Origin of the sequence: Streptomyces sp. 130, from assembly GCF_007096885.1 — a bacterium.
In the GTDB taxonomy this organism is placed as follows: Bacteria; Actinomycetota; Actinomycetes; order Streptomycetales; family Streptomycetaceae; genus Streptomyces.
This window is the reverse complement of record NZ_VJNO01000060.1, coordinates 1-20,239: the sequence shown is the minus strand read 5'-3', so window position 1 is coordinate 20,239 and position 20,239 is coordinate 1. Positions and strand designations below refer to the sequence as shown.

The window sequence follows — 20,239 nt, the reverse complement described above, 5'->3', positions numbered from 1 at the left end:
GAGGCCCCCGCCCCCGACCAGGGGCGGGGGCCTCGGCCCGTGGAGCGGGAGTCACGCCCCGGCGGCGAAGGGCACCTCCCACACCACCGAGAGGACGCACCGGGGCAGCCGCTTCACCCCGGCATAGCGCACCACGTACTCCACGGAGCCGTCCCGCGGCCCCACGCACCGGCCCCGGGCCACGGCCCCGCCGTGTGCGGCGAGCCGGGCCGGCTTGCGGGCGCGGGCCGGGTGGTCCGCCCCGGCGACGGCGAGGCCGAGACCGACGGGGAAGGGGCACACCGCGTACACGACGTGTCCCCCGTGCCGCACGACGGCGAAGTACCGGCGCGCCCCCGTGGGCGACTTCGCCGCCAGGGCGTGGCGCCGGGCGCAGTGCGGACAGGGTCCGTCGTCGACGACGAGCGCCCCGGGCGCGGTGCCCAGCACGGCCCCGAGAAGCGTGAGCAGACCCGCGCGGGACTCGTCCACGGCGTGCCGTGGGCTCTGCGACAGCGCAAGAAAGCGCAGTGTGACGGGAACGGTTTCCTCGTCACACTGCGCTGGGGCGGCACCGAGCGGCAGGACGGGCAGCGGGGGGCGCTGAGCCCCCCAGCCGCCGTCGGGATGGGTTGCCGGAAGGCTGTGAGGCCTCGGATCGGGGGGTGACATGTCTGCGCAGGCGCCTCCCGCCCGGTGCCGGTGGACCGGTCTAGGGCCGGGCCTCGCCGATCTGTTCCATGAGATCGTAGAACGCCTGCATGTCGGCGTCGAAGCGAGGCGAGGCCATGAAGTCCCCCATGTCGTTGATGCTGTTGAGACCGCCGATGTAACCGGTACCGGTGTCGTAGTCGTAGTCCAGCAGCCACGGCCCGCCGCTGGAACCCGGCGCCATGTTGGGGCACTCCACCTGCCACATGTTCAGCGGCGGCACGGTGGGCTCCACGAGTTCCTGGCAGAACTCCTGATGGTTGCCGTCGTAGGGCGGCCCGGAGTAGCCGATGAGGGAGACCTGCTCGCCGGTGCGCATGTCCGGGACGATCTGGTAGCCCCCGGCCGCCTCCAGCACGGTTTGACCGCTCGCGTTGTCATTGACCACGAGCATGCCGTAGTCGTGCTCGTAGTCGGCCTTGGCCCCGATGCTCCACTGGGAGGACGTGGCGATGTTCCACGCGGTGAAGCCGCCATAGGGCGCGCTGCCGTTGTGGAAGCCCGGGTAGAAGACCTGGTTCTTCGTCCAGGTGCCGCCCGGCCCCTCGTTCAGGCAGTGCGCCGCCGTCAGCACCAGCACCTCGGCGTCACTGTTGACGACGGTGCCGGTGCAGGCGTCGGGCGTCCCGTTGGCGTGCTCGAACACCAGCTTCCCGACGGCCGTGGAGTGCGGGCCGGTGACCGCCGCCTGCTGTTGCGTCCGCGACAGCGCACGGCCGTCCGCGTCCGCCTCGTTGGCGAGCGCCTCGGCGATGCGCTCGGGCGTCCAGTACGCCAGCAGGGCCTGGTCCCGGCCTGCTCCGGACAGGCCGGCGGCACCGGGCACGTCGACGACCGCGCGGTGGTCGCGCGCGGCGCGCGGCGAGGCGTCGGCCGGCGCCGAGGAGCCGATCGCGGTGACGGCGGCCAGACACAGGGCGACGAGGCCCGCGCGCAGATGTCTGAGCCGGACCAGGGTGCCGCTGCCGCGGGTCGGTGACTGAAGGTGCATGCGTAACAACTCCGTTCGTAGTGAAGCCGGTTGTGGTCACCCGGTCCGTACGAGAGGTTCGGTGAACTCCTGCTCGCGTTCCAGCTCGGCCGGGGTGGTGGCGATGCGGTTCGTGGTGCGCCGCAGGACGGGCGGGGCCATGACCGAGGTCACGACCGCGACCAGCACGATCACGGTGTACGAGGCGCTGTTGAGCACGCCGAGGCGCAGCCCCACGGAGGCCAGCACGATCTCCACCAGGCCCCGGGCGTTGAGCCCGGCTCCGATGGCGAGGGACTCGGTGTGGCTGAGGCGGCCCGCGCGGGCGCCCAGATAGCCGCCGGCGAACTTGGCGCCGACGGCCACGGCCAGCGTGATCAGCGCGGCGAGCAGCACCGGGGGCCGGGCGAGTGCCGTCAGATCGACCTGGAGGCCGGCCGAGGCGAGGAAGAGCGGCGCCAGCGTCGCCATGACGAAGGCCCGTACGGAGTCCAGGGCCCGGCGGCTGGCCCGGCCCAGGGAGCTTATGACGATGCCGCACAGGAAGGCGCCGAGGATGGGCTCCATGCCGAGCGCGTGCGTGCCTGCGGCGGCCAGCAGCACCATGACGACGATCGCGGACAGGCTCACGCCGGGCTGCGTGTGCTGCAGCGGGCCCAGCACCCGCGCGGCCACAGGACGCAGGACCAGCACGGTGGCGGCCAGTACGGCCAGCAGACAGCCGACGGACTCGGCGATCACCCCCGCGCGCAGGCCGTGCGTGGCCATCGCCGAGACGACCGACAGCATCAGCCATCCGACGATGTCGCTGACGGCGGCCGAACCGACGATCATCTGGCCCACGTTGCGGTGCAGAAGGCCCATGTCGAGGAGCGTCTTGGCGATCACCGGAAGCGCGCTCACGGCCACGGCCACCCCGATGAACAAGGCGAACGTCAGACGGCCGCCCGCGCCGCCGGTCAGCGACCCGGGCAGCAGCAGGCCGAGGACCAGGCCCAGGGCCAACGGCAGCAGCACGCTGCCGACGCTGACCAGCCCGATCGTGTGGCGCCTGCGCCGCAGCAGCCCGAGGTCGATGTGCGCCCCGGTGATGGCCACCAGCAGCAGGACGCCCAGCTGGGAAACGGCGCTCAGCAGATGCATCTGCTCCGCGTCGCGCGGCAGCAGCCAGCCGGACAGGCCGGGCGCCACGTTCCCGAACAGGGAGGGGCCCAGCAGCACGCCGGAGGTCAGCTCGCCCACCACGGGCGGCATGTTCAGACGCGCGGCCACCCGGCCCAGCAGCGTGGTCACGGCGATGAGCAGGGACAACTGCAGCAGGAAAATCAGCATCTGATGGTCCGACAGGCCGGCTGCGGGACCGGTGGAAAGTATCACTTCGTCTGACTCCAGGGTGGGCAGCGGCCCGGCGCGGGCTGCGGCTCACGACCTGTTCAGAGCGGACAGCAGCACGCCGGCGACGCCGGAGGGATTGCTCTCGGACAGCAGATGTCCACCGGGCAGCAGCTCGACGCCGCAGCGGCCCGTCGTGTGCCGGGCCCAGCCGGCCAGGGCCGGGTACGCGAGCGACGGCGCCCGGTGCGTGCCGTCGGGGTCCGGCCGCTTCGCCCCGGGCCGGAGCCCGGTCAGGGAGCGGTCGTCCTCACCGGCCACGACCGTGACGTCCCCCGGCACCGTGGTCGTCGCGACGAGCTCGACGAAGGACCGCGACAGCAGCAGATCGGCCCGGATCATCGGAAAGGCCCCCGCCAGCAGCCGCGGATCGTCCAGCACCTCGCCGGGGATCGCGCCCCCCATGGACGCCAGCGTCGCCGCCGCCGCCCGCGGGCTCGCCACGTCCTCGGCGCTCACCACGCGCTGCAGTCCCGGCGGCACATTGGAAGCGGCCACCAGGGCCGGCCGCCGCTGCCCGCCGAGCGCCGCCGCCAGGGCGAGCCCCACATAGGCGCCGAGGCTCTCCCCGTAGACGACATCGACCCGGCCGTCGAGCCGCGCCAGCGCGTCCGCCACGACGGCCGGGGCGCTCGTGACGAACTCCTGCGCATGACGGCGCCCGTGACCCGGCAGTTCGAGGGCCACGACGTCGATCCCGGCCGGCAAGGCCCGGCGCAGCCGGTGGAAGTAGCCCGCGCCGCAGCACGAGGGAGGGACGAGGACGATCACGGGTCTGCTCGGCTCGGTTCCCATCGGGCAGCCACCACCAGTCCTTCGTCGGCGGAAGGCCGTCAGCGCGCGGCGACCGTACGGAACGGCGTGCCCCGGAGTGTCTCGGTGACGACCTTGTTGTGACCGTGGTCGTCGGCGCCCCGGGCGAGCACGGCACCCCACCTGTCCAGCGCGATGCTGCCGCCGTACTCCTCGATGTGGTCCGTGTCCGGGTACACCCGCACCTTGGTGGGGACGTACCGTGTGGCGAACCCCATCCGGTAGTCCTTGCCCGTGCTGACGTTGGGCAGCGAGGCGTGCATCAGCGTGGACCAGAAGATGACGCACTGGCCGCGCTCCATGACCAGCGAGTAGGCGTCCTCCTCGTTGGGCTTCCAGTCGGGGTCGACCTGCAGCTGGCGGTAGTCGTAGCCGAAGAAGCCGCGCGGGACGCCGTCCTTGACCTCCGCGTTGATGCGCGCCTCGTCGTACTCCATCTGCTTGGTCTCGTCGTAGTTCATCTTGTTCTGCGTGCCCGGAATGATCTGCAGGCAGCCGTTCTCGCGGGTCGAGTCCGTGAACGCGGTCCACACGGTGATGGTGCCGGCGCCGAAGTCGTCCTCCGACTCGCCGGGCCACAGCAGCTGGGGCTTGCCACTGGCGTTGGCGAAGGTGTCCGCCTGGTGCCAGTCGGTGCCCTCGTCGCCGGGGTACTTGGGGAAGAACTCCGAACGCCAGCAGAGCAGATCAGGGCCGAGGATCGACGCGACCCGGTCCACGATCTTCTGATTGCAGACGTGCTCGGCCAGCAGATCGATGTCGAGGTGCCGGTCGTAATTGAAGATGTTCGGCGAACCGACGCTCGCGTCGACCTCCGGATAAGCGGCGTGCGTGCGCTCCAGGGTCTCCCGGTGGACCTGCTGCCACAGCCGGTCCATCTCCTCCGGGGTGTAGATGGTGATCGGACCGATGTAGCCGTTCTTGTGAAAGAACGCGAGCTCGTCGTCGGACAGCGCCGAAGTGCGCTGCTCGATGCTGGTTGCCATGCTGTGCCTTCCTGGCTTCGGCTATGCGTGCGACGGGGCCGGCTGAGCCTTGGCTACGGCCGTGGAAAGGGGCTCGTCGTAGGTGACCTTCATGTCGAGGGCCACAGTGAACGAATCGGCAAGGAACTTGTTGAGCCTGGAGAATGCGAGTGAATGGCCGCCGATATCGAGGAAGTTGTCCGCCGCGGAGATTTCCGGATCCTCCAGCTCGGCCCGCAGCCAGTCGATCGTGGCGCGTTCCACCTCTGCCATGTCGAGGGACCGGTCTGTGTGGTCGTAAGGGGAAGACGGCATGGGACCATCCTTCTTCGATCTCTGGTAGTGCCGATCAATGCCTGGCGTCGAACCGATGGTGAACATACCTGGCAACAGGGCCAGTTGAACAAGATGTGTCCTGTTGCCGGGACACTGAACGTCCCGCCGCGGCTTCGGCCTACCCCTTGCCGGCCGTCCCTCCTATAGTTCGGTGCAGCATCCGAACCTCCTTCCATGAGAAGGGTCGGGGTATTCCGATCGCCTCCGTGGCGGCAGCCAGAAAACATTTGGCGTGCAGGGGTGCTGCGTAGAATCAGAATCCGCCCGCTCCGGCAAGCGATCCCGGCCGGGGCAGTGGGCGATCGGAATACCCCGAAATGCTGGAGTCCTTTGCTCCTGGAGTATCAAGTCGTCTCCAAGAGTGCGCATTTGTGAGGGAGATTTACATGACCGAGGTACTCCCAGAGGCGATCTGGCTGCCCAGCGAACGTGCCAGCGGCTGCCCCTACAACCCGCCCGAGCAGCTGGCCGAGATCCGCGAGAAGACGCCCTTGAGCCGGATCCACTACTCCGGAGACGTCGACGGCTGGCTGGTGACCAGCCACGCCCTGACCCGGCAGATCCTCGCCGACCCGCGGTTCAGCAGCGGCAGCAACCACCATCGCGCGCCGATCCCCGGTGCCCCCTCGATGGAGAATCCGCCGCCGGCGCCGCCCGGGTTCCTCGCCCTCATGGATCCCCCGGACCACACCCGCTACCGGCGCCGGCTGACCGGCCAGTTCACCGTCCGCCGTATGCGTCAGCTCACCGACCGCATCGAGGAGATCACCGCCGAGTGCCTCGACGACATCGAGCGGCAGGAGGGGACGGTCGACCTGGTCGACGCCTTCACCCGCCGCATCCCCGGCGTCGTCATCGCCGAACTGCTCGGCGTCAGCTACGAGGACCGGCAGAAGTTCACCGACCTCGTCGACCACATGCACTCGCTGGGCCGTAACAAGGCCTCCGCCGAGGAACAGACCAAGGCGTTCCTCGCCGTCCGCGGCTTCATGAGCGACCTCATGCTCGCCAAGCGCGAGAACCCCACCGACGACCTGTTCAGCGGCCTCGCCACCAGCGAGTTCGATGACGCGGAGATCGTCAATCTGGGCCTGACGCTGCTCGGCGCCGGCCTCGACACGGTCGCCGGCACCCTTTCCCTCGGCGTCTTCGCCCTGCTCAACAACCCCGACCAGTACGCGCTGCTCAGCAAGGCCGAGGACGACGAGACGGTCTCCCGCGCCGTGGAGGAACTGCTGCGCTTCACCACCGTGCTGCCGTTCCTGCAGCGCACCCCGCTCGAGGACGTCGAGATCGACGGCCACGTCCTCAAGGCCGGCGAGATGGTCACCCTGTCCACGGCAGCCGCCAACCGCGACGCCGACAAGTTCGGAGACCCGGACACCCTCGACCTGACCCGCTCCGCGCGCGGCCACGTCTCCTTCGGCCACGGCATCCACCAGTGCGTTGCCCAGCAACTCGCCCGCGTCGAACTCCAGGTGGCGTTCCCGGCCCTGGCCCGCCGCTTCCCGACCCTGCGCCTGGCCGTGGCCCCCGAGGAGGTCTCGGTCCGCGACGAGGTCGCCTTCTACGGCCTGTGGAGCCTCCCGGTCACCTGGGACCGCGGCTAGGTCCCGTCCGGCGGATCTTCGCGGGCCCGCGACGCCTGGCACGCACTCTCGCCGCACGCCCGAATCACCCAAGTACGTCCAGTACGAGGGCGATCCGGGCGCACGCCGAGAAGTGGGGTCTCCCCTGTTCGAGCGGAGCCGAGAACTTGGGGATGCACCAGACGCCGCAGGCTGATCCACGAAGATCCGCCGGACAGGCCCTAGGGCCCGTCCCGGGCCCCCGGCCGGAGGCGGCGGAGGACCGCGTCGCGGACGCGGGGACCCGAGCTCTCGGCCTCACCGCCGAGCAGGGGGATCACCATGACCCGGCACACGGCGACGAAAGGCGCGCATCCACCGAGCCGCGCTCCACTGCCCACACCGACAGACCGCGCGGGAGGCCGAACATCCCCCGTCACCTCCCCGCGGTCCCGCAGCGGCCCCGCGACCGTCCCGGACGGTCTGCGGGGCCGCTCGCACGCCCCCGACACCACAGATTGGGACACGGCACATGGCCACCTCTCCGAACCGGCAGGCGCACCGGCGGAACAGCCCCGCCGAGCAGATCACCGCGGACGACCGGGCACACGTTTTCCACCCCTGGGCGGCGCAGGACCTGGTCACGCCACTCGCGGTGGCCGGCGCGCAGGGCTCGTACTTCTGGGACCACGACGCGAAGCGCTACCTCGACTTCAGCAGCGGCCTCGTCTACACGAACCTCGGCTACCAGCACCCGGCCGTCGTCGCCGCCATCCAGCAGCAGGCAGCCGAACTCGCCACGTTCCCACCGGGGTTCGCAGTCGAGTCGCGTTCCCGGGCGGCCCGCCTGATCGCCGAACGCACCCCCGGCGACCTGGACCGGATCCTGTTCACCAACGGCGGCGCCGAGGCCGTCGAGAACGCCGTCCGGCTCGCCCGGCTGCACACCGGCCGCCCCAAGGTGCTCTCCGCGTACCGCTCCTACCACGGTGCGACCGGGACCGCGATCAACCTGACCGGCGACCCGCGCCGCTGGCCCAGCGACCAGGGAACGGCCGGTGCCGTGCGCTTCTGGGCGCCCTACCCCTACCGCTCGCCGTTCCACAGCGACAGCCCCGAGCAGGAATGCCGGCGGGCCCTTGAGCACCTGGACGACACCATCGCCTTCGAAGGGCCTTCGACCATCGCGGCCCTGATCCTGGAGACGATCCCGGGCACCGCCGGCATCATGGTCCCGCCGCCCGGCTACCTCGCAGGCGTCCGCGAACTGTGCGACCGGCACGGCATCGTGTTCATCCTCGACGAGGTCATGACCGGCTTCGGCCGCACCGGCGCCTGGTTCGCCGCCGACCACTTCGGCGTCGTACCCGACCTCATGACCTTCGCCAAAGGCGTCAACTGCGGATACGTGCCGCTCGGCGGCGTCGCGATAGGCGAGAAGATCGCCGCCACCTTCGCCCGCCGCCCCTACCCCGGGGGTCTGACCTACTCGGGGCACCCACTGGCCTGCGCCGCGGCCGTCGCCACCATCGAGGTGATGGCAGCCGATGACGTCGTGGGCCGGGCCCGCCTCACGGGTGCCGACGTGATCGGGCCCGGGCTGCGCGCACTGGCCGAGCGGCATCCCAGCGTGGGCGAGGTCCGCGGTCTCGGCGTCTTCTGGGCGATCGAGCTGGTACGCGACCGCGTCACCCGCGAGCCGCTGGTCCCGTACAACGCCACCGGCGCCGACGCGGCCCCCATGGCGCAGTTCACCGCCGCCTGCCGTGAGCGCGGCCTGTGGCCCTTCGTGCACATGAACCGCACCCACGTCGCACCGCCGTGCACGGTCACCGACACCGAGGTGAAGGAGGGCCTGGCGATCCTCGACGAGGCGCTGACCGTCACCGACGCCTACGCGGTCTGACGGTGCCCGTGCGTGTGAGCCACCGCCGCCGGCGGTGGCTCACACGCACGGGCACCGTCAGTACGGGTCAGCGCCCCCGCGCATGGAAGGCGGCGCGCGCCCAGACGAACCCGATCACCGTGATGCCGAGCAGCCAGCCCAGCGCGATATAGGCGCTGTTGCCGATGGCGCTGCCCATCATCAGTCCCCGCAACGTGTCGATGACCGGCGTGAACGGCTGGTACTCGGCGAACCACCGCACCCCGGTCGGCATCGAGTCCGTGGGCACGAAGGCGCTGCTGACCAGGGGCAGGATCTGCAGCGGCATGGCCGCGGTGTTGGCGCTGCCCGGGTTCTTCGCGGCCGACCCGAACGCGATCATCAGCCACGTGAGCGCGAAGCTGAGCAGCGCGAGCACCCCGACCGCCGCGACCCACTCGATGGGCGTCGCGGTGGGCGTGAACCCCATCGCGAGCGCGACCGCGAGCACCAGCGTCACCGTCGCCATCGTGCGCAGGAACCCGCCCAGCACATGCCCGGTGAGCACCGCCCCGCGGGCGATCGCCATCGTACGGAACCGCTTGATGATGCCCTCGGTCAGGTCGACGCTGACCGTGACGGCCGTGCTCCCCCCGCCGTAGCACACCGTGAGCAGGACCATCGAGGGCGCGATGTAGTTCAGATATCCGGTCCGGCCGCCCCCGGCGCCGTCCACCCCGGCGCCCAGCGCCCCGCCGAAGATGTAGACGAACATCAGCAGCAGCACGACCGGGGTCACCAGGCTGGAGATCAGCATGGCGGGGAACCGGATGCCGTGCCGCAGGCTGCGCCGCAGCATCGTCATCGAGTCGCTCACGGAGTAGCTGAGGGTGCTCATCGGACGGTCTCCTTCTGGCGGCGCGGGGCGGTGGTCAGGGCGAGGAACACATCGTCGAGATCGGGCGTATGGACGGTCAGCTCGGACACGTCGACCGCGTGCTCGTCCAGGCGTTCGAGCAGCGCCCGCAGTGCGCCCACGCTGCCGTCGCCCGGGACCTGGAGCGCCAGTGCGTCCTTGTCGCGCCGCGCCTCGTCGAGCACGTCGAGGGCCCGCTGAAGCTGGTGCGTACCGTCGAACTCCAGGCGGACATAGCTGCCGGGGACGCGCCGCTTGAGCTCGGCGGCCGTGCCCTGCGCGACGAGCCGCCCCTGGTCGAGGACCGCGATGAGGTCCGCGAGCTGGTCCGCCTCCTCCAGATACTGCGTCGTCAGGAAGATCGTGACGCCGTCCGCGACCAGAGCGCGGATCACGTCCCACATCGCGTGCCGGCTGCGCGGGTCCAGGCCCGTCGTCGGCTCGTCGAGGAAGATCACGGACGGGCGCCGCACCAGCGTCATCGCCAGGTCGAGCCGGCGCCGCATCCCGCCCGAATACGTGAGGGCGCGCTGCGCGCCCGCCTCCACCAGGTCGAACTGCTCCAGGAGTTCGTCGGCCCTGCGCCGCGCCTCACGACGGCCCAGGTGATGCAGGTCCGCCATCATGATGAGGTTCTCCCTGCCGGTGAGCAGGTTGTCCACCGAGGAGAACTGGCCCGTCACGCTGATCGAGCCGCGCACCCCGTCCGGGTCGCGCACCACGTCCTTGCCCGCCACCCGGACCTCACCGGCGTCCGCCTTGACGAGCGTGCTCAGGATCTCGACCGTCGTGGTCTTGCCCGCCCCGTTGGGGCCGAGCAGCGAGAAGATCGAGCCCGCCGCCACCTCCAGATCGATGCCGTCGAGAACTACCTTGTCGCCGTACGACTTGCACAGTCCCGTGACGGTGATGGCCGACTGGGGAGTTGTCACGCCCCCGCCCCCTTTTTGTTGGTTTCCGCGACTTCTTGCACGATGGATTGGTGCGGGCGGGTCAGGCCCGGTGGATCCTGATCTCGCCCATGACGGTGCGGGTGCGCAGCTGCACCGTGGCGGCCGCCTCGTCCGGCGTGTCGGTGTCCTCCAGCGCGCTGTAGACGCCGCCGACCAGGCTGCGCGCGTCGAGACGGGCCGCGACACCGGCGGGCACGCCCACCCCGATCGAGCCGCGGCTGGTCTCCAGGACGATCTCGCCGCGCGCCACCTCGCCGAGGTAGATGTCGCCGTTGGTGTTCTTCGCCGTTACGTCGCCGAATGCCCGGCCCACCGAGACCTCGCCGTTGGTGGCGGTGACCCGCAGTTCGCCGGTGACATCACCCAGCGCCGTCATGCCGCTGAGATTCTTGATGCGGGCACTGCCCTCGATGAGGTCGATCTTCAGGTTGCCCTGGGTGGCGGTGATCTCCGCCGTGCCGGTCACCCGGCCCACGTTGACGTCACCGAGGGCGGCCTCGACGCGCAGCCCGGCAGTCTGCTCCAACTGTACGTTGCCACAAGCGGAGGTGAAGCGGCACTCGCCCAGGCGGCCCCGGCCGGTGAGGTAGCCGAGGGCGGCCTCGCCCGACAGGTCGGAGCCGGCGGGCACCTCGATGGCGACGGCGATGGTCGAGTCCCTCTCTTCCTCGGCCGAGCGGCCCCGGGAGAACAGGCTGCGCCGCGGCTTCGGCGTCTTGATCGTCAGCTTGCCGCTCCTGTACGCGACGGTGGTCTGTTCGGCGGCCCGCCTGCTCGCCTCGCTGTCGTTGGCGGGGCGGACGGTGACCACGGTGTCGGTGCGGTCGGACGCGGTGACGTCGACGTCGGCGGCGATGAGGTCGAGGCTGACGGAGATGGGGCTGGAAGTCTCAAAAGTAGGCATGGCAAGGGCCCTTCTGCGTGGGGGCGTTCGAGGGTGGTCCGGGGCGGTGCGCGGTCAGCGGATCCAGCCCTGGTGACGCTGGTCGACCCGCAGCCCGCGGGCGGACCCGGTGCGGCGCGCGGTGTGCACGGCGGTGGCGGCGGCCCGCACCAGCCAGGCGTTCACCGAGACGCCCTCCTGGGCCGCGGTGTCGTCGACCTGCTGCTTGAGCCGCTCCGGCATCCGCACGGTGATGCGGGCCAGCGGGCCCTCATCGGCGGTCGGCGGCGCGACAGGCCCGGCGTCCTGCTCCGCCGGTGCCTGCCGCGAGGCCGGCTCGGCTGCCGTCGTGACCATGAAACCAGGGTTGCTGCCGTGCAGGCGGACATCGACCGAACCTGAGGGCAGGCCGGCGCTGATCTCCTCAGCGGCGTGCGAGACCACCTCCAACAGGGCGAGCCGGATGGCCGACTCCAGGGGGATCGCGAAGCGCTCGAGGAAGGCCTCGGCCTCCTTGCCGCCGGCGGTGCCGGCCGCGGCGAGCGCTCTGCTCAAATTCGTGACATGCGGCGCGAGGTCCATGACGTCACCGTAGCGTCACCTGTGACGTCATCGCAAGCGATGTGACGTCAACCAGGGCGAGCCATGACGTCGTGGGTGGCGTCACCCGTGTCCTGGCGGCAGGACAACGGGTGACCCGAGCGCTCTTGACGGATCTTTACGTCAAACCGTGCCTGGGATTCAATTTTCTCATTGTCCATTCTTGGTCCGGAGGTCGGCGAACCCATTGTCTTCCGGGTTCCCGGTAATAGAGTTTCCGGAGTCGGCACACTACTGATTATTTGCGGTTCGGCTATCTGGCCGGGGACGGGTATCTCATGGCTGTGCGAGAACGAGAAAACGCTGGCAAGGAGCTTCAGCGACGTCAAGGGGTCGTGATCGAGCAGGCGAATCAATCCGCACACAAGCAGCGCGTCAAGGGGAAACTCAGTGCCCGCAGGCGCGTGGACCTGCTCCTCGACCCGGGCTCCTTCGTCGAACTCGACGCACTGAGCAGATCCGGCGACAGCACCGGCGGCCAGGGGCAGGAGCACTACGGCGACGGCGTGATCACCGGCTACGGCGCGGTCGACGGCCGCCCCGTCTGCGTTTTCAGCCAGGATGCCACCTTCATGGGCGGCTCCCTGGGAGAAGTGCATGCCCGCCGCATCCTCAAGGTCATGGACCTGGCCCTCAGGACCGGCCGTCCGATCATCGGCATCAACGACGGCGCCGGCGCCCGCATCCAGGAAGGCGTGGTCTCCCAGGCCCTGTACGCCGAAATATTCCACCGGAATGTCAAGGCCTCTGGCGTGATCCCTCAGATATCGCTCATCATGGGATACTGCGCGGGCGGCGCCGCCTATTCCCCCGCATTGACCGACTTCGTCGTCATGGTCGACCAGGCCTCACACATGTTCATCACCGGGCCCGACGTGGTAAAGGCGGTCACTGGTGAAGAAATCGGCGTCGAAGAACTGGGCGGGGCCCGCACCCACAGCTCCGTATCCGGAAACGCCCACTACCTGGCGGCCGACGAAGAGGAGGCCATCGACTACGTCAAGGACCTGCTCTCCTTCCTCCCGGACAACAACGTCTCCTTCCCGCCGGAATATCCCGCAGATGCCCTGACCGACGACAGCGTCGAGTCCGACGCCGAACGCCGCCCGGGACTGGATGACATCGTTCCGACGTCATCCACACAGCCGTACGACATGCGTGACGTCATCGAGCAGGTCGTCGACGACATCGGCCTGGTCGAGATCCAGGGGTCGTACGCCCCGAACATCGTCATCGGCTTCAGCCGCGTCGAGGGCGCCTCCGTCGGCATCGTCGCCAGCCAGCCCCTGCACCTCGCCGGCTGCCTGGACATCAACGCCTCCGAGAAGGCCGCCCGTTTCGTCCGCACCTGCAATGCCTTCAACATCCCGGTGCTCACCTTCGTCGACGTCCCCGGCTTCCTGCCCGGCACCGACCAGGAGTGGACCGGCATCATCCGCCGCGGCGCCAAGCTCATCTACGCCTACGCCGAGGCCACCGTGCCCCTCGTCACCGTCATCACCCGCAAGGCCTACGGCGCCGGTTACGACGTACTCGGCTCCAAGCACCTGGGCGCCGACGTCAACCTGGCCTGGCCCGGCGCCGAGATCGCCGTCATGGGCGCCGAAGGCGCCACCGACATCGTGCACCGCAGGAAACTCGCCTCCGTGCGCGCCGAGGGCGGCGACGTCGACGCGGTCCGCGAGGAACTGCGCCGCGAGTACGAGGACCGGTTGTGCAACCCCTACGTCGCTGCCGAGCGCGGCTACATCGACGCCGTCATCCAGCCCTCCACGACCCGCAGCCACGTGGCCCGCGCCCTGCGCATGCTGCGCAGCAAGCGCGACCTGACCCGCACCGAGCGCGGAAACATGCCGCTGTGAACGGCCCGCACAACCGCCCGTCGACACACCGACCCCGAGCCGATGAGGAATGAGCATGAAAGACATAGTCAGCGCCGTACTGTCGGACGAGGCGCAGGAGCAGGACTTCGCGGCGCTGCCGGTCCCGGACTCCTACCGCGGCGCGGTCGTGCTGAAGCAGCAGACGACCATGTTCGCCGGCATGGCGACATCGGAGAAGGACCCGGGCAAGTCGGTCCACATTCGGCACGTACCGACCCCCGAACCCGGGCCCGGCGAGGCCCTCGTCGCGGTGATGGCCAGCTCCATCAACTACAACACCGTGTGGAGCGCCCTGTTCGAGCCCATCCCCACCTTCACCTTCCTCGAACGGTACGCCCGTTCGGTACCCGGTGCCGAGCGGCACGACCAGCCGTTCCACGTCCTGGGCTCCGACCTGTCCGGCGTGGTCCTGCGCACCGGGCCCGGCGTCAGTGGATGGAAGCCCGGTGACCGCGTCGTCGCCCACTGCCTGTCGGTCGAGCTGGAGTCCGCCGACGGCCATGACGACACGATGCTGGACCCCGCCCAGCGCATCTGGGGCTACGAAACGAACTACGGCGGCCTGGCCGAACTCGCCCTCGTCAAGACGAACCAGCTCATGCCGAAGCCGGCCCACCTGACATGGGAGGAGGCCGCCGCGTCCGGCCTCGTCAACTCCACCGCCTACCGCCAGCTCGTCTCCCGCAACGGAGCCGGCATGAAGCAGGGCGACGTCGTCCTGATCTGGGGAGCCGGCGGCGGCCTCGGCTCCTACGCCACCCAGCTCGCCCTCAACGGCGGCGCGGTGCCCGTCTGCGTTGTCTCCAGCGAGGAAAAGGCCGCACTGGCCCGGGAGATGGGCGCCGAACTCGTCATCAACCGCGCGGAGGAGGGATATCGGTTCTGGAAGGACGAACACACTCAGGACCCCGCCGAATGGCGCCGGTTCGGCGCCCGTATCAGGGAACTCACCGGCGGCGAGGATCCTGACATCGTCCTGGAACACCCCGGCAGGGAGACATTCGGCGCCAGCGTCTACGTGGCACGCCGCGGCGGCACCATCGTCACCTGCGCATCCACCTCCGGATACCAGCACCAATTCGACAACCGCTATCTCTGGATGAACCTCAAGCGTATTGTGGGAACCCACTTCGCCAATTACCGCGAGGCCTGGGAGGCGAATCGCCTCATCGCCCGCGGCATGGTGCACCCCACACTCTCCGCCGTCTTCCCCCTCACCGAGACCGGAGAGGCCGCCCGCTCCGTCCACCGCAATGAACACAGCGGGAAGGTCGGTGTGCTGTGCCTGGCGCCGGAAGAAGGACACGGAATCCAGGACGAAGAACTCAGGGACCGCCATCTGAAAGCGATCAACCTGTTCCGTGCTCCGCTGTCCTGCTGACCGGACAGAAAAACGAAGAACCAGGAACGAAGGGAATCCGTATGTTTGTCCCGCCCCAATACCGTGAGCCGGACGGCTCATGGATGGTGGACCTCATGCGCCGCAACCCTCTGGCCCTGTGCGTCACGAACGGTGGCGCACAGGAAGGACCATTCGCGACGCATCTGCCGGTGATCCGCGACCCCGACACGACCGGGGACTGGGCCGACGACCTGGCAGGCGCCCGCCTGCTGGGGCACATGAACCTGCGGAACCCGCACTGGGGCGCCCTGCGCGACGGCCAGAGCGTCCTCCTGGTGTTCACCGGTCCGCACGCCTATGTCTCCCCGACCGTCTACGAGAAGACGCCGGCCGCCCCGACCTGGGACTTCACTGCCGTTCATGTACACGGCACGGTCGAGAAGATCGCTTCGAGCCACGACGTTCTCAACGTCGTCAAGTCGACGGTACGGGCCTTCGAGCGTGACCTCGGCATGGGCTGGGACATGACGGAGTCCGAGGAGTATTTCCACCAGCTCCTGCCCGGAGTCGGCGCGTTCCGCATCGCCGTGACCGGCGCCGAGGGCATGTTCAAGCTCAGCCAGGAACAGCAGCCGCACGTGCGTGAACGCGTTCGCGACGCCTTCGCGCAGCGCCCCTGCGGCCGGCACCGCGAGACGGCCGAGCTCATGGCCCGCCTCCCCGTCACCGACGGCGAACCGGTGTCGGCCTGACCGGCGCCCGGTACGGCGAAGCCGTCCCCCTCACCACGCGGGGGACGGCCGACGAACACAGGGCTCAGGCGCTCAACGCCGCGATCTCCTCGTCATGCTCGAGTATCTGTCCAGCGGCGCTGTCGAGCGTCACCAGGACCCACTTGTCGAAGTCGACCCCGGAGTGCTCGGCCGCCTGCCGCCACCACTCGATACGGCTGCCGGGAAGCGCGAGCTGCTTCGCCGGGACCGACCGGGCCGCCCCCAGCGAATCGACGTGGTCGACCGCCTTGATGGCATTCCGCAGCTGCTTGGTCGTCCACCCGTTGCGCTCGGCCTCGTCGAGCCACTTCTCCTGCTTGTCGAAGGGAAGTGAAGCGACCTCGGCGTGGTGCTGGAATGTCAGGGTGGCCCGGCGCCGCTGCATCTGGAACCGCCGGGAAACCCAGGCGTAATTGCGTAGCGTCTGGTACTTGAGACCGGCGGTACGAATGCCCATCTGATAACGATCGGCGTAGTGGTCCTTCCCGTATACGAGCCAGTCACCCAGCCACCACGACGAAGAATCGAGCACGCCCGCAAGCTGGCTGCCCGCCCGCTGCCAGGCATCGAATGTCAGATTGGGTGACATCTGCAGCCCCACACGCGTGGTGAGAACTTCACTGCGCCGTCCGTCAGACCCGGCCCGTCTCCGCGGCTGGACCGGAACCTCGGGATGGGAGATCCCGGCACCCGCCGGAGAACACGGACTGCTCACTGAATTCATCACTTGCCTCCAAGAGGAAGGGATCGTCAGGACGAAATAGGAGACGAACGACTTCGGAGTGTGTAACGAGTGGAACCCGAATGGCGATTTGGTGGCAAGGGAACTCCGGGAACCGTCTGCGACTTACCCATGTCGATAACGCAGGGTGACGCCCGCTCGCCCAAGAGCTCGGAACGCGAACTTGTTGAGATGCCCTGATATGCCGTGACCGGTGTGGTGATTCGGCCGTTTCGTTCGGCCCGGCGGCGCCGGCCGGGTGGGCCGGCCACGACCGCGGCCGGTCACGCCACCGCCCAGCGGTCCTGGCCGTACGGTCGCGGCCCGGCCGACCACCGTCGCCGCCTGAGAGCGTCGGAGTCAGGGGCAAGCACTCCCGACCCGGACCACCGAACCAGCCGTCCCGCGCCGTTCCCGCCGCCGACGGCGGTGACCCGGTCGCGGCGTACCGCAAGCGCGTGCAGCAGCGTGGCCGGAAAAGCCGCGACAAAGTACTACACCGCCCGCTTCGTCCTGATGTCCGCGCCGACCCGGGCGGGCCTCACCGGCCCCGGTGCGGTCAGTGTGCCCTCACGCAGCAGTTATGGGGCAGCCTTTAGAGGTACAGCTGGGGCCACGCCGGATGGGGAGTTGGCTGTACCCGGAACCTTCTTGCGGACCTCCTGTTGATAAGCATCTGAGGGCTATACGTTAAGTGCGCAGAATGCCGCTCCGGCATTGTGCGCTTCTCGCTGCAGGGGGGCACACGTCGATACACGCTGAGGTGCGAGCATGGGGCGCGACTTCGGAGAAGAGATGAACCAGGACGGCGAAGAGATCGTCGTCCTCGAAGGTGCGGTGCACGGAAAGACGATCGATTCCCCGTCAGTGATTTGCGATGTGAATCTGGTGGTACGGAAAGGCATATTCCTGGCAGTGATGGGACCCCGGGAATCAGGCAGGACAACCCTGTTGCGCTCTCTTGCCGGGCAGGTTCAGCTGACGTCCGGTTTCCTGTGGCGCGCCCCCGAGGCCCACGATGCGGTGCTTTGCGGCGGCGAATTCGATGAACGGGCTCTCGACGGGCCGCCCCGGCTCTTGCTCGTGGACGACGCCGGCCCGGCGCAGTGCACGCTGCTGCGTGCGGCCGTGGACGACGGGCGGGCCGTCGCGGCCGTCGCGACCACCGACGACGTGACGGGCGCCGCCGCCGCGGACGCCGTGCTCTTCATGCGGCGGGGGCGCGTGGTCGACATGGTGGCCGGGTCGAACCCCGCCCGGGTCAGGCAGTGTCTCAGACGGGTGGGCGGAGAGCCCGAGACGTGAGACGCGGCCCGGCCAGACCGAGCAACGCGTCCGGCTGGTGCAGGAAGAAGTGGTCGCCCTCCAGCTCGAAGGACTCGAAGGGCCCCGTGGTGTGCCGCGCCCACAGCCGGACCTGGTCGTGCCCGGCCTCGGGATCGGCCGTACCGGCGAACGCGGTGACCGGCACCGGCACCCGGGCGCCTTCGGCGGGCACGGAGTCCTCGGCCAGGGCGAAGTCGGCCCGGATCATGGGCAGGAGGAGCTCCAGCACCTCCTTGTTGTCCAGCACCTCGGGCGGGGCACCGTTCATCTCCGCTATCTCCGAGACCAGCTCGTCGTCGGAGAGCTCGTGCCGCAGCACCCGGCTCGGCTGTGGAGCGCACCCCGACAGGAAGAGCCGGCCCGGTGTCGGCCCGCCCGACTCGGCCAGATGACAGGCCAGGGCGAACGCGATCTGCCCGCCCATGCTGTGTCCGAAGAACGCGAACGGGATGTCGAAGTGGGGCGCCAGATGCTCGGCGAGCGCGGGCACCAGGGCGTCCGCGCGGGTATACGCAGCCTCGCTGTAGCGCTCCTCGCGGCCCGGCAGCAGCACCGGACACACCTCGATCCGCTCGTCCAGACGGCTGTGCCAGCCGCGGAAGATGCTGGAACCGCCGCCCGCGTACGGGAAGCAGAAGAGCCGGACCGCCGCATCGGGGCGGGCCGGCCTGGCGACCGTCCACCGAGGGGTGCGCGAACGGGACTCATGCGGAGACATGCCTGTCACCTTTCCAAGGGGTCGGTGGCGGGAGCGGACGTGAGCGCCGGCTCGGCCGGCGGCTCACCCGTCACCCCGGTGAAAGCGCGCAGGGCCGGACTGAGCGCCGCCCCGGCGCCGGCCAGCACCAGCACGGCGGAGCAGCCGAGGACGGCCCCGCGCCAGCCGATGGTGTCGACCAGCACGCCGCCCAGCAGCGGCCCCGCCGCGCCGGCCACCCCACCCGTCAGACCGAGCGCGGCACTGACACGCCCGCGCAACCGGTCCGGCGTGGACGCCATCTGATAGGTCACCACGGCCGTCTGCACGGTCGGGGCGAGGAAGGAGACCGTGCCGAGCACCGCGCCGAACAGCAGGGCGTCGGCCTTCGCGGTCAGCAGCGGGGTGAGGGCGGCGCTCGCCCAGGCCAGCACCAGGATCGCGGTCCTCGGCGTCACCAGCCGCTGGAAGCGGGGGGCCAGCAGCGCCCCGGTGAGCCCGCCCGCCCCGGTCAGCACACCGATGAGGCCGATCTGCCCGGTGGGCACCCCCGCCCGGTCGGCGGCGGCCAGCACGATCAGGTACAGGGCGTTGAAGCAGATGCTCGCCATGACCGCGACCAGCAGGCTCGCCCGGATGACCGGATTGCGGGCGATCCAGCGGACGCCCTCCCCGACCTCGTGGACCAGCGAGCGCCGGCCGGGCGGCGGGCGGTGCGCCTTGATGCGCGTGCACAGGATGAGCAGGCCCGACAGCCCGTACGTGAGCGCGTTCACCAGGAACGGAAGCGCGCGGTGGGCGCTGAACAGGACGCCGCCGATGCCGGGACCGGCCAGCGTGGCCACGTAACTGCGCGCGGCGGTGACCGCCACCGCCGCCGGCAGCTGGCTCTTCGGTACGACCTGGGGGAGTACGGCCTCCTCGGCCGGGGCGAACAGCGCGGCGGCCGCCCCGTCGGCCACGGCGACCAGGAGCACCAGGCCGAACCCGGCCGAGTCGTGCAGCAGGGCCACCGCGAGCGCGACGACGGCGGGCAGCCGGGCCAGCTCGCACCACAGCATGATCCGCCGGCGGTCCCAGCGGTCCGTCAGCGCCCCGGCCGGGACGAGGACGACGAGCCGGGTCACGGCGCTCACCGCACCGGCCGCGCCCGCCTGCACGGCGGAGCCGGTCAGCGCGAGCACCAGCAGCGGGACGGCGAACACCGATATCTGCGCGCCGAGTTCGGACAGGACCTGGCTCGACCACAGCAGGTTGTAGTTTCTGTTGCGGAAGAGCGGCGTGGGTGCCTGAGAGGTGTCCAGCGTCGCTGTCCTTCCTGTGCGCGTGCCCTGGGCGGCCAGAGGCATGCTGGCACCGCCCCCAGCGGCCGGACAGGGCTTTAAACCAGGCCGCAAACGCGCTGGTGAAGCGAGTCGCCCGGGCCTCCGGCCGGCCCGGAACCCCAGATGGTGGTGCAGGCTTCACCCCGGTTCGGGTGCGCGGTGTACTGACCGTCGCCGCCGGGCCGGGCAGCATGGAGGGGACGGCGCGGGGGACCGCGTGAC

General features: G+C 69.9%; 19 protein-coding genes. 6 read left to right on the top strand and 13 right to left on the bottom strand.

Going from position 1 to position 20,239, the window contains the following annotated elements; genetic code table 11:
* Positions 1 to 51 precede the first annotated feature (51 nt).
* The 6 genes from FKN01_RS30790 to FKN01_RS30765 all read right to left on the bottom strand — a co-directional run bounded on the left by FKN01_RS30790 (position 52) and on the right by FKN01_RS30765 (position 5,211).
* Positions 52 to 471, bottom strand: coding sequence for a hypothetical protein (locus FKN01_RS30790; RefSeq protein WP_143625949.1), 420 nt, complete (start codon positions 469 to 471; stop codon positions 52 to 54).
* Between the two features lie 220 nt (positions 472 to 691).
* Positions 692 to 1,681 (bottom strand): serine protease, encoded by a 990-nt coding sequence (locus FKN01_RS30785; RefSeq protein WP_143625948.1) that lies wholly within the window; start codon positions 1,679 to 1,681, stop codon positions 692 to 694.
* A gap of 36 nt (positions 1,682 to 1,717) precedes the next feature.
* A complete protein-coding gene (locus FKN01_RS30780; protein ID WP_143625947.1) occupies positions 1,718 to 2,992 on the bottom strand; it encodes a cation:proton antiporter in 1,275 nt (424 codons plus the stop codon).
* Between the two features lie 90 nt (positions 2,993 to 3,082).
* Complete coding sequence (locus tag FKN01_RS30775; protein WP_143625946.1) at positions 3,083 to 3,847, bottom strand: thioesterase II family protein; 765 nt, start codon at positions 3,845 to 3,847, stop codon at positions 3,083 to 3,085.
* A gap of 38 nt (positions 3,848 to 3,885) precedes the next feature.
* Positions 3,886 to 4,851 (bottom strand): chlorinating enzyme, encoded by a 966-nt coding sequence (locus FKN01_RS30770; protein ID WP_143625945.1) that lies wholly within the window; start codon positions 4,849 to 4,851, stop codon positions 3,886 to 3,888.
* Positions 4,852 to 4,872: 21 nt separating this feature from the next.
* Entirely contained in the window at positions 4,873 to 5,211 is a 339-nt protein-coding gene (locus FKN01_RS30765) for a hypothetical protein (protein WP_143625944.1), read from the bottom strand.
* Between the two features lie 341 nt (positions 5,212 to 5,552).
* Between FKN01_RS30765 and FKN01_RS30760 the strand changes: the two genes are divergently transcribed.
* Both FKN01_RS30760 and FKN01_RS30750 read left to right on the top strand, forming a co-directional pair.
* Positions 5,553 to 6,776: a cytochrome P450 gene (locus FKN01_RS30760; RefSeq protein WP_143625943.1), complete on the top strand. Its 1,224-nt coding sequence runs from the start codon at positions 5,553 to 5,555 to the stop codon at positions 6,774 to 6,776.
* 490 nt (positions 6,777 to 7,266) lie between these two features.
* Positions 7,267 to 8,640 (top strand): aspartate aminotransferase family protein, encoded by a 1,374-nt coding sequence (locus FKN01_RS30750; protein WP_143625942.1) that lies wholly within the window; start codon positions 7,267 to 7,269, stop codon positions 8,638 to 8,640.
* A gap of 67 nt (positions 8,641 to 8,707) precedes the next feature.
* On the opposite strand, the gene FKN01_RS30745 is transcribed toward FKN01_RS30750, so the two are convergent.
* The 4 genes from FKN01_RS30745 to FKN01_RS30730 form a co-directional block, all read right to left on the bottom strand.
* Positions 8,708 to 9,496 carry an ABC transporter permease gene (locus FKN01_RS30745; protein WP_143625941.1) on the bottom strand — a complete coding sequence of 263 codons (789 nt, stop codon included), beginning with the start codon at positions 9,494 to 9,496 and terminating at the stop codon, positions 8,708 to 8,710.
* On the bottom strand, positions 9,493 to 10,446 hold the full coding sequence (locus FKN01_RS30740; RefSeq protein WP_143625940.1) for an ATP-binding cassette domain-containing protein: 954 nt from the start codon (positions 10,444 to 10,446) through the stop codon (positions 9,493 to 9,495). Before FKN01_RS30740 ends, FKN01_RS30745 begins: the two co-directional genes overlap by 4 nt.
* A gap of 61 nt (positions 10,447 to 10,507) precedes the next feature.
* Positions 10,508 to 11,371: a DUF4097 family beta strand repeat-containing protein gene (locus FKN01_RS30735; RefSeq protein WP_143625939.1), complete on the bottom strand. Its 864-nt coding sequence runs from the start codon at positions 11,369 to 11,371 to the stop codon at positions 10,508 to 10,510.
* Between the two features lie 54 nt (positions 11,372 to 11,425).
* Positions 11,426 to 11,932: a hypothetical protein gene (locus FKN01_RS30730; RefSeq protein ID WP_143625938.1), complete on the bottom strand. Its 507-nt coding sequence runs from the start codon at positions 11,930 to 11,932 to the stop codon at positions 11,426 to 11,428.
* Positions 11,933 to 12,228: 296 nt separating this feature from the next.
* Between FKN01_RS30730 and FKN01_RS30725 the strand changes: the two genes are divergently transcribed.
* From FKN01_RS30725 to FKN01_RS30715, 3 genes are read left to right on the top strand one after another with little or no spacing between them, the layout of a single operon-like run.
* Positions 12,229 to 13,812, top strand: coding sequence for an acyl-CoA carboxylase subunit beta (locus FKN01_RS30725; RefSeq protein ID WP_143625937.1), 1,584 nt, complete (start codon positions 12,229 to 12,231; stop codon positions 13,810 to 13,812).
* A 55-nt stretch (positions 13,813 to 13,867) separates the two neighbouring features.
* Positions 13,868 to 15,214: a crotonyl-CoA carboxylase/reductase gene (gene ccrA / locus FKN01_RS30720; protein ID WP_143625936.1), complete on the top strand. Its 1,347-nt coding sequence runs from the start codon at positions 13,868 to 13,870 to the stop codon at positions 15,212 to 15,214.
* 41 nt (positions 15,215 to 15,255) lie between these two features.
* Positions 15,256 to 15,927 carry an FMN-binding negative transcriptional regulator gene (locus FKN01_RS30715; protein ID WP_143625935.1) on the top strand — a complete coding sequence of 224 codons (672 nt, stop codon included), beginning with the start codon at positions 15,256 to 15,258 and terminating at the stop codon, positions 15,925 to 15,927.
* A gap of 64 nt (positions 15,928 to 15,991) precedes the next feature.
* Here the strand turns inward: FKN01_RS30715 and FKN01_RS30710 are convergent, their stop codons facing one another.
* A complete protein-coding gene (locus FKN01_RS30710; RefSeq protein ID WP_185993058.1) occupies positions 15,992 to 16,672 on the bottom strand; it encodes an LmbU family transcriptional regulator in 681 nt (226 codons plus the stop codon).
* A 768-nt stretch (positions 16,673 to 17,440) separates the two neighbouring features.
* Here FKN01_RS30710 and FKN01_RS30705 point away from each other — a divergent pair.
* On the top strand, positions 17,441 to 17,974 hold the full coding sequence (locus FKN01_RS30705; protein ID WP_143625933.1) for an ABC transporter ATP-binding protein: 534 nt from the start codon (positions 17,441 to 17,443) through the stop codon (positions 17,972 to 17,974).
* Here FKN01_RS30705 and FKN01_RS30700 read toward each other — a convergent pair.
* Both FKN01_RS30700 and FKN01_RS30695 read right to left on the bottom strand, forming a co-directional pair.
* Positions 17,943 to 18,713: a thioesterase II family protein gene (locus FKN01_RS30700; RefSeq protein WP_143625932.1), complete on the bottom strand. Its 771-nt coding sequence runs from the start codon at positions 18,711 to 18,713 to the stop codon at positions 17,943 to 17,945. The two genes, FKN01_RS30705 and FKN01_RS30700, sit on opposite strands and share 32 nt — an antisense overlap.
* Before the next feature lie 5 nt (positions 18,714 to 18,718).
* The gene (locus FKN01_RS30695) at positions 18,719 to 20,041 is read right to left on the bottom strand and encodes an MFS transporter (protein ID WP_143625931.1); all 1,323 of its coding nucleotides are present in this window, start codon (positions 20,039 to 20,041) and stop codon (positions 18,719 to 18,721) included.
* Positions 20,042 to 20,239 lie beyond the last annotated feature (198 nt).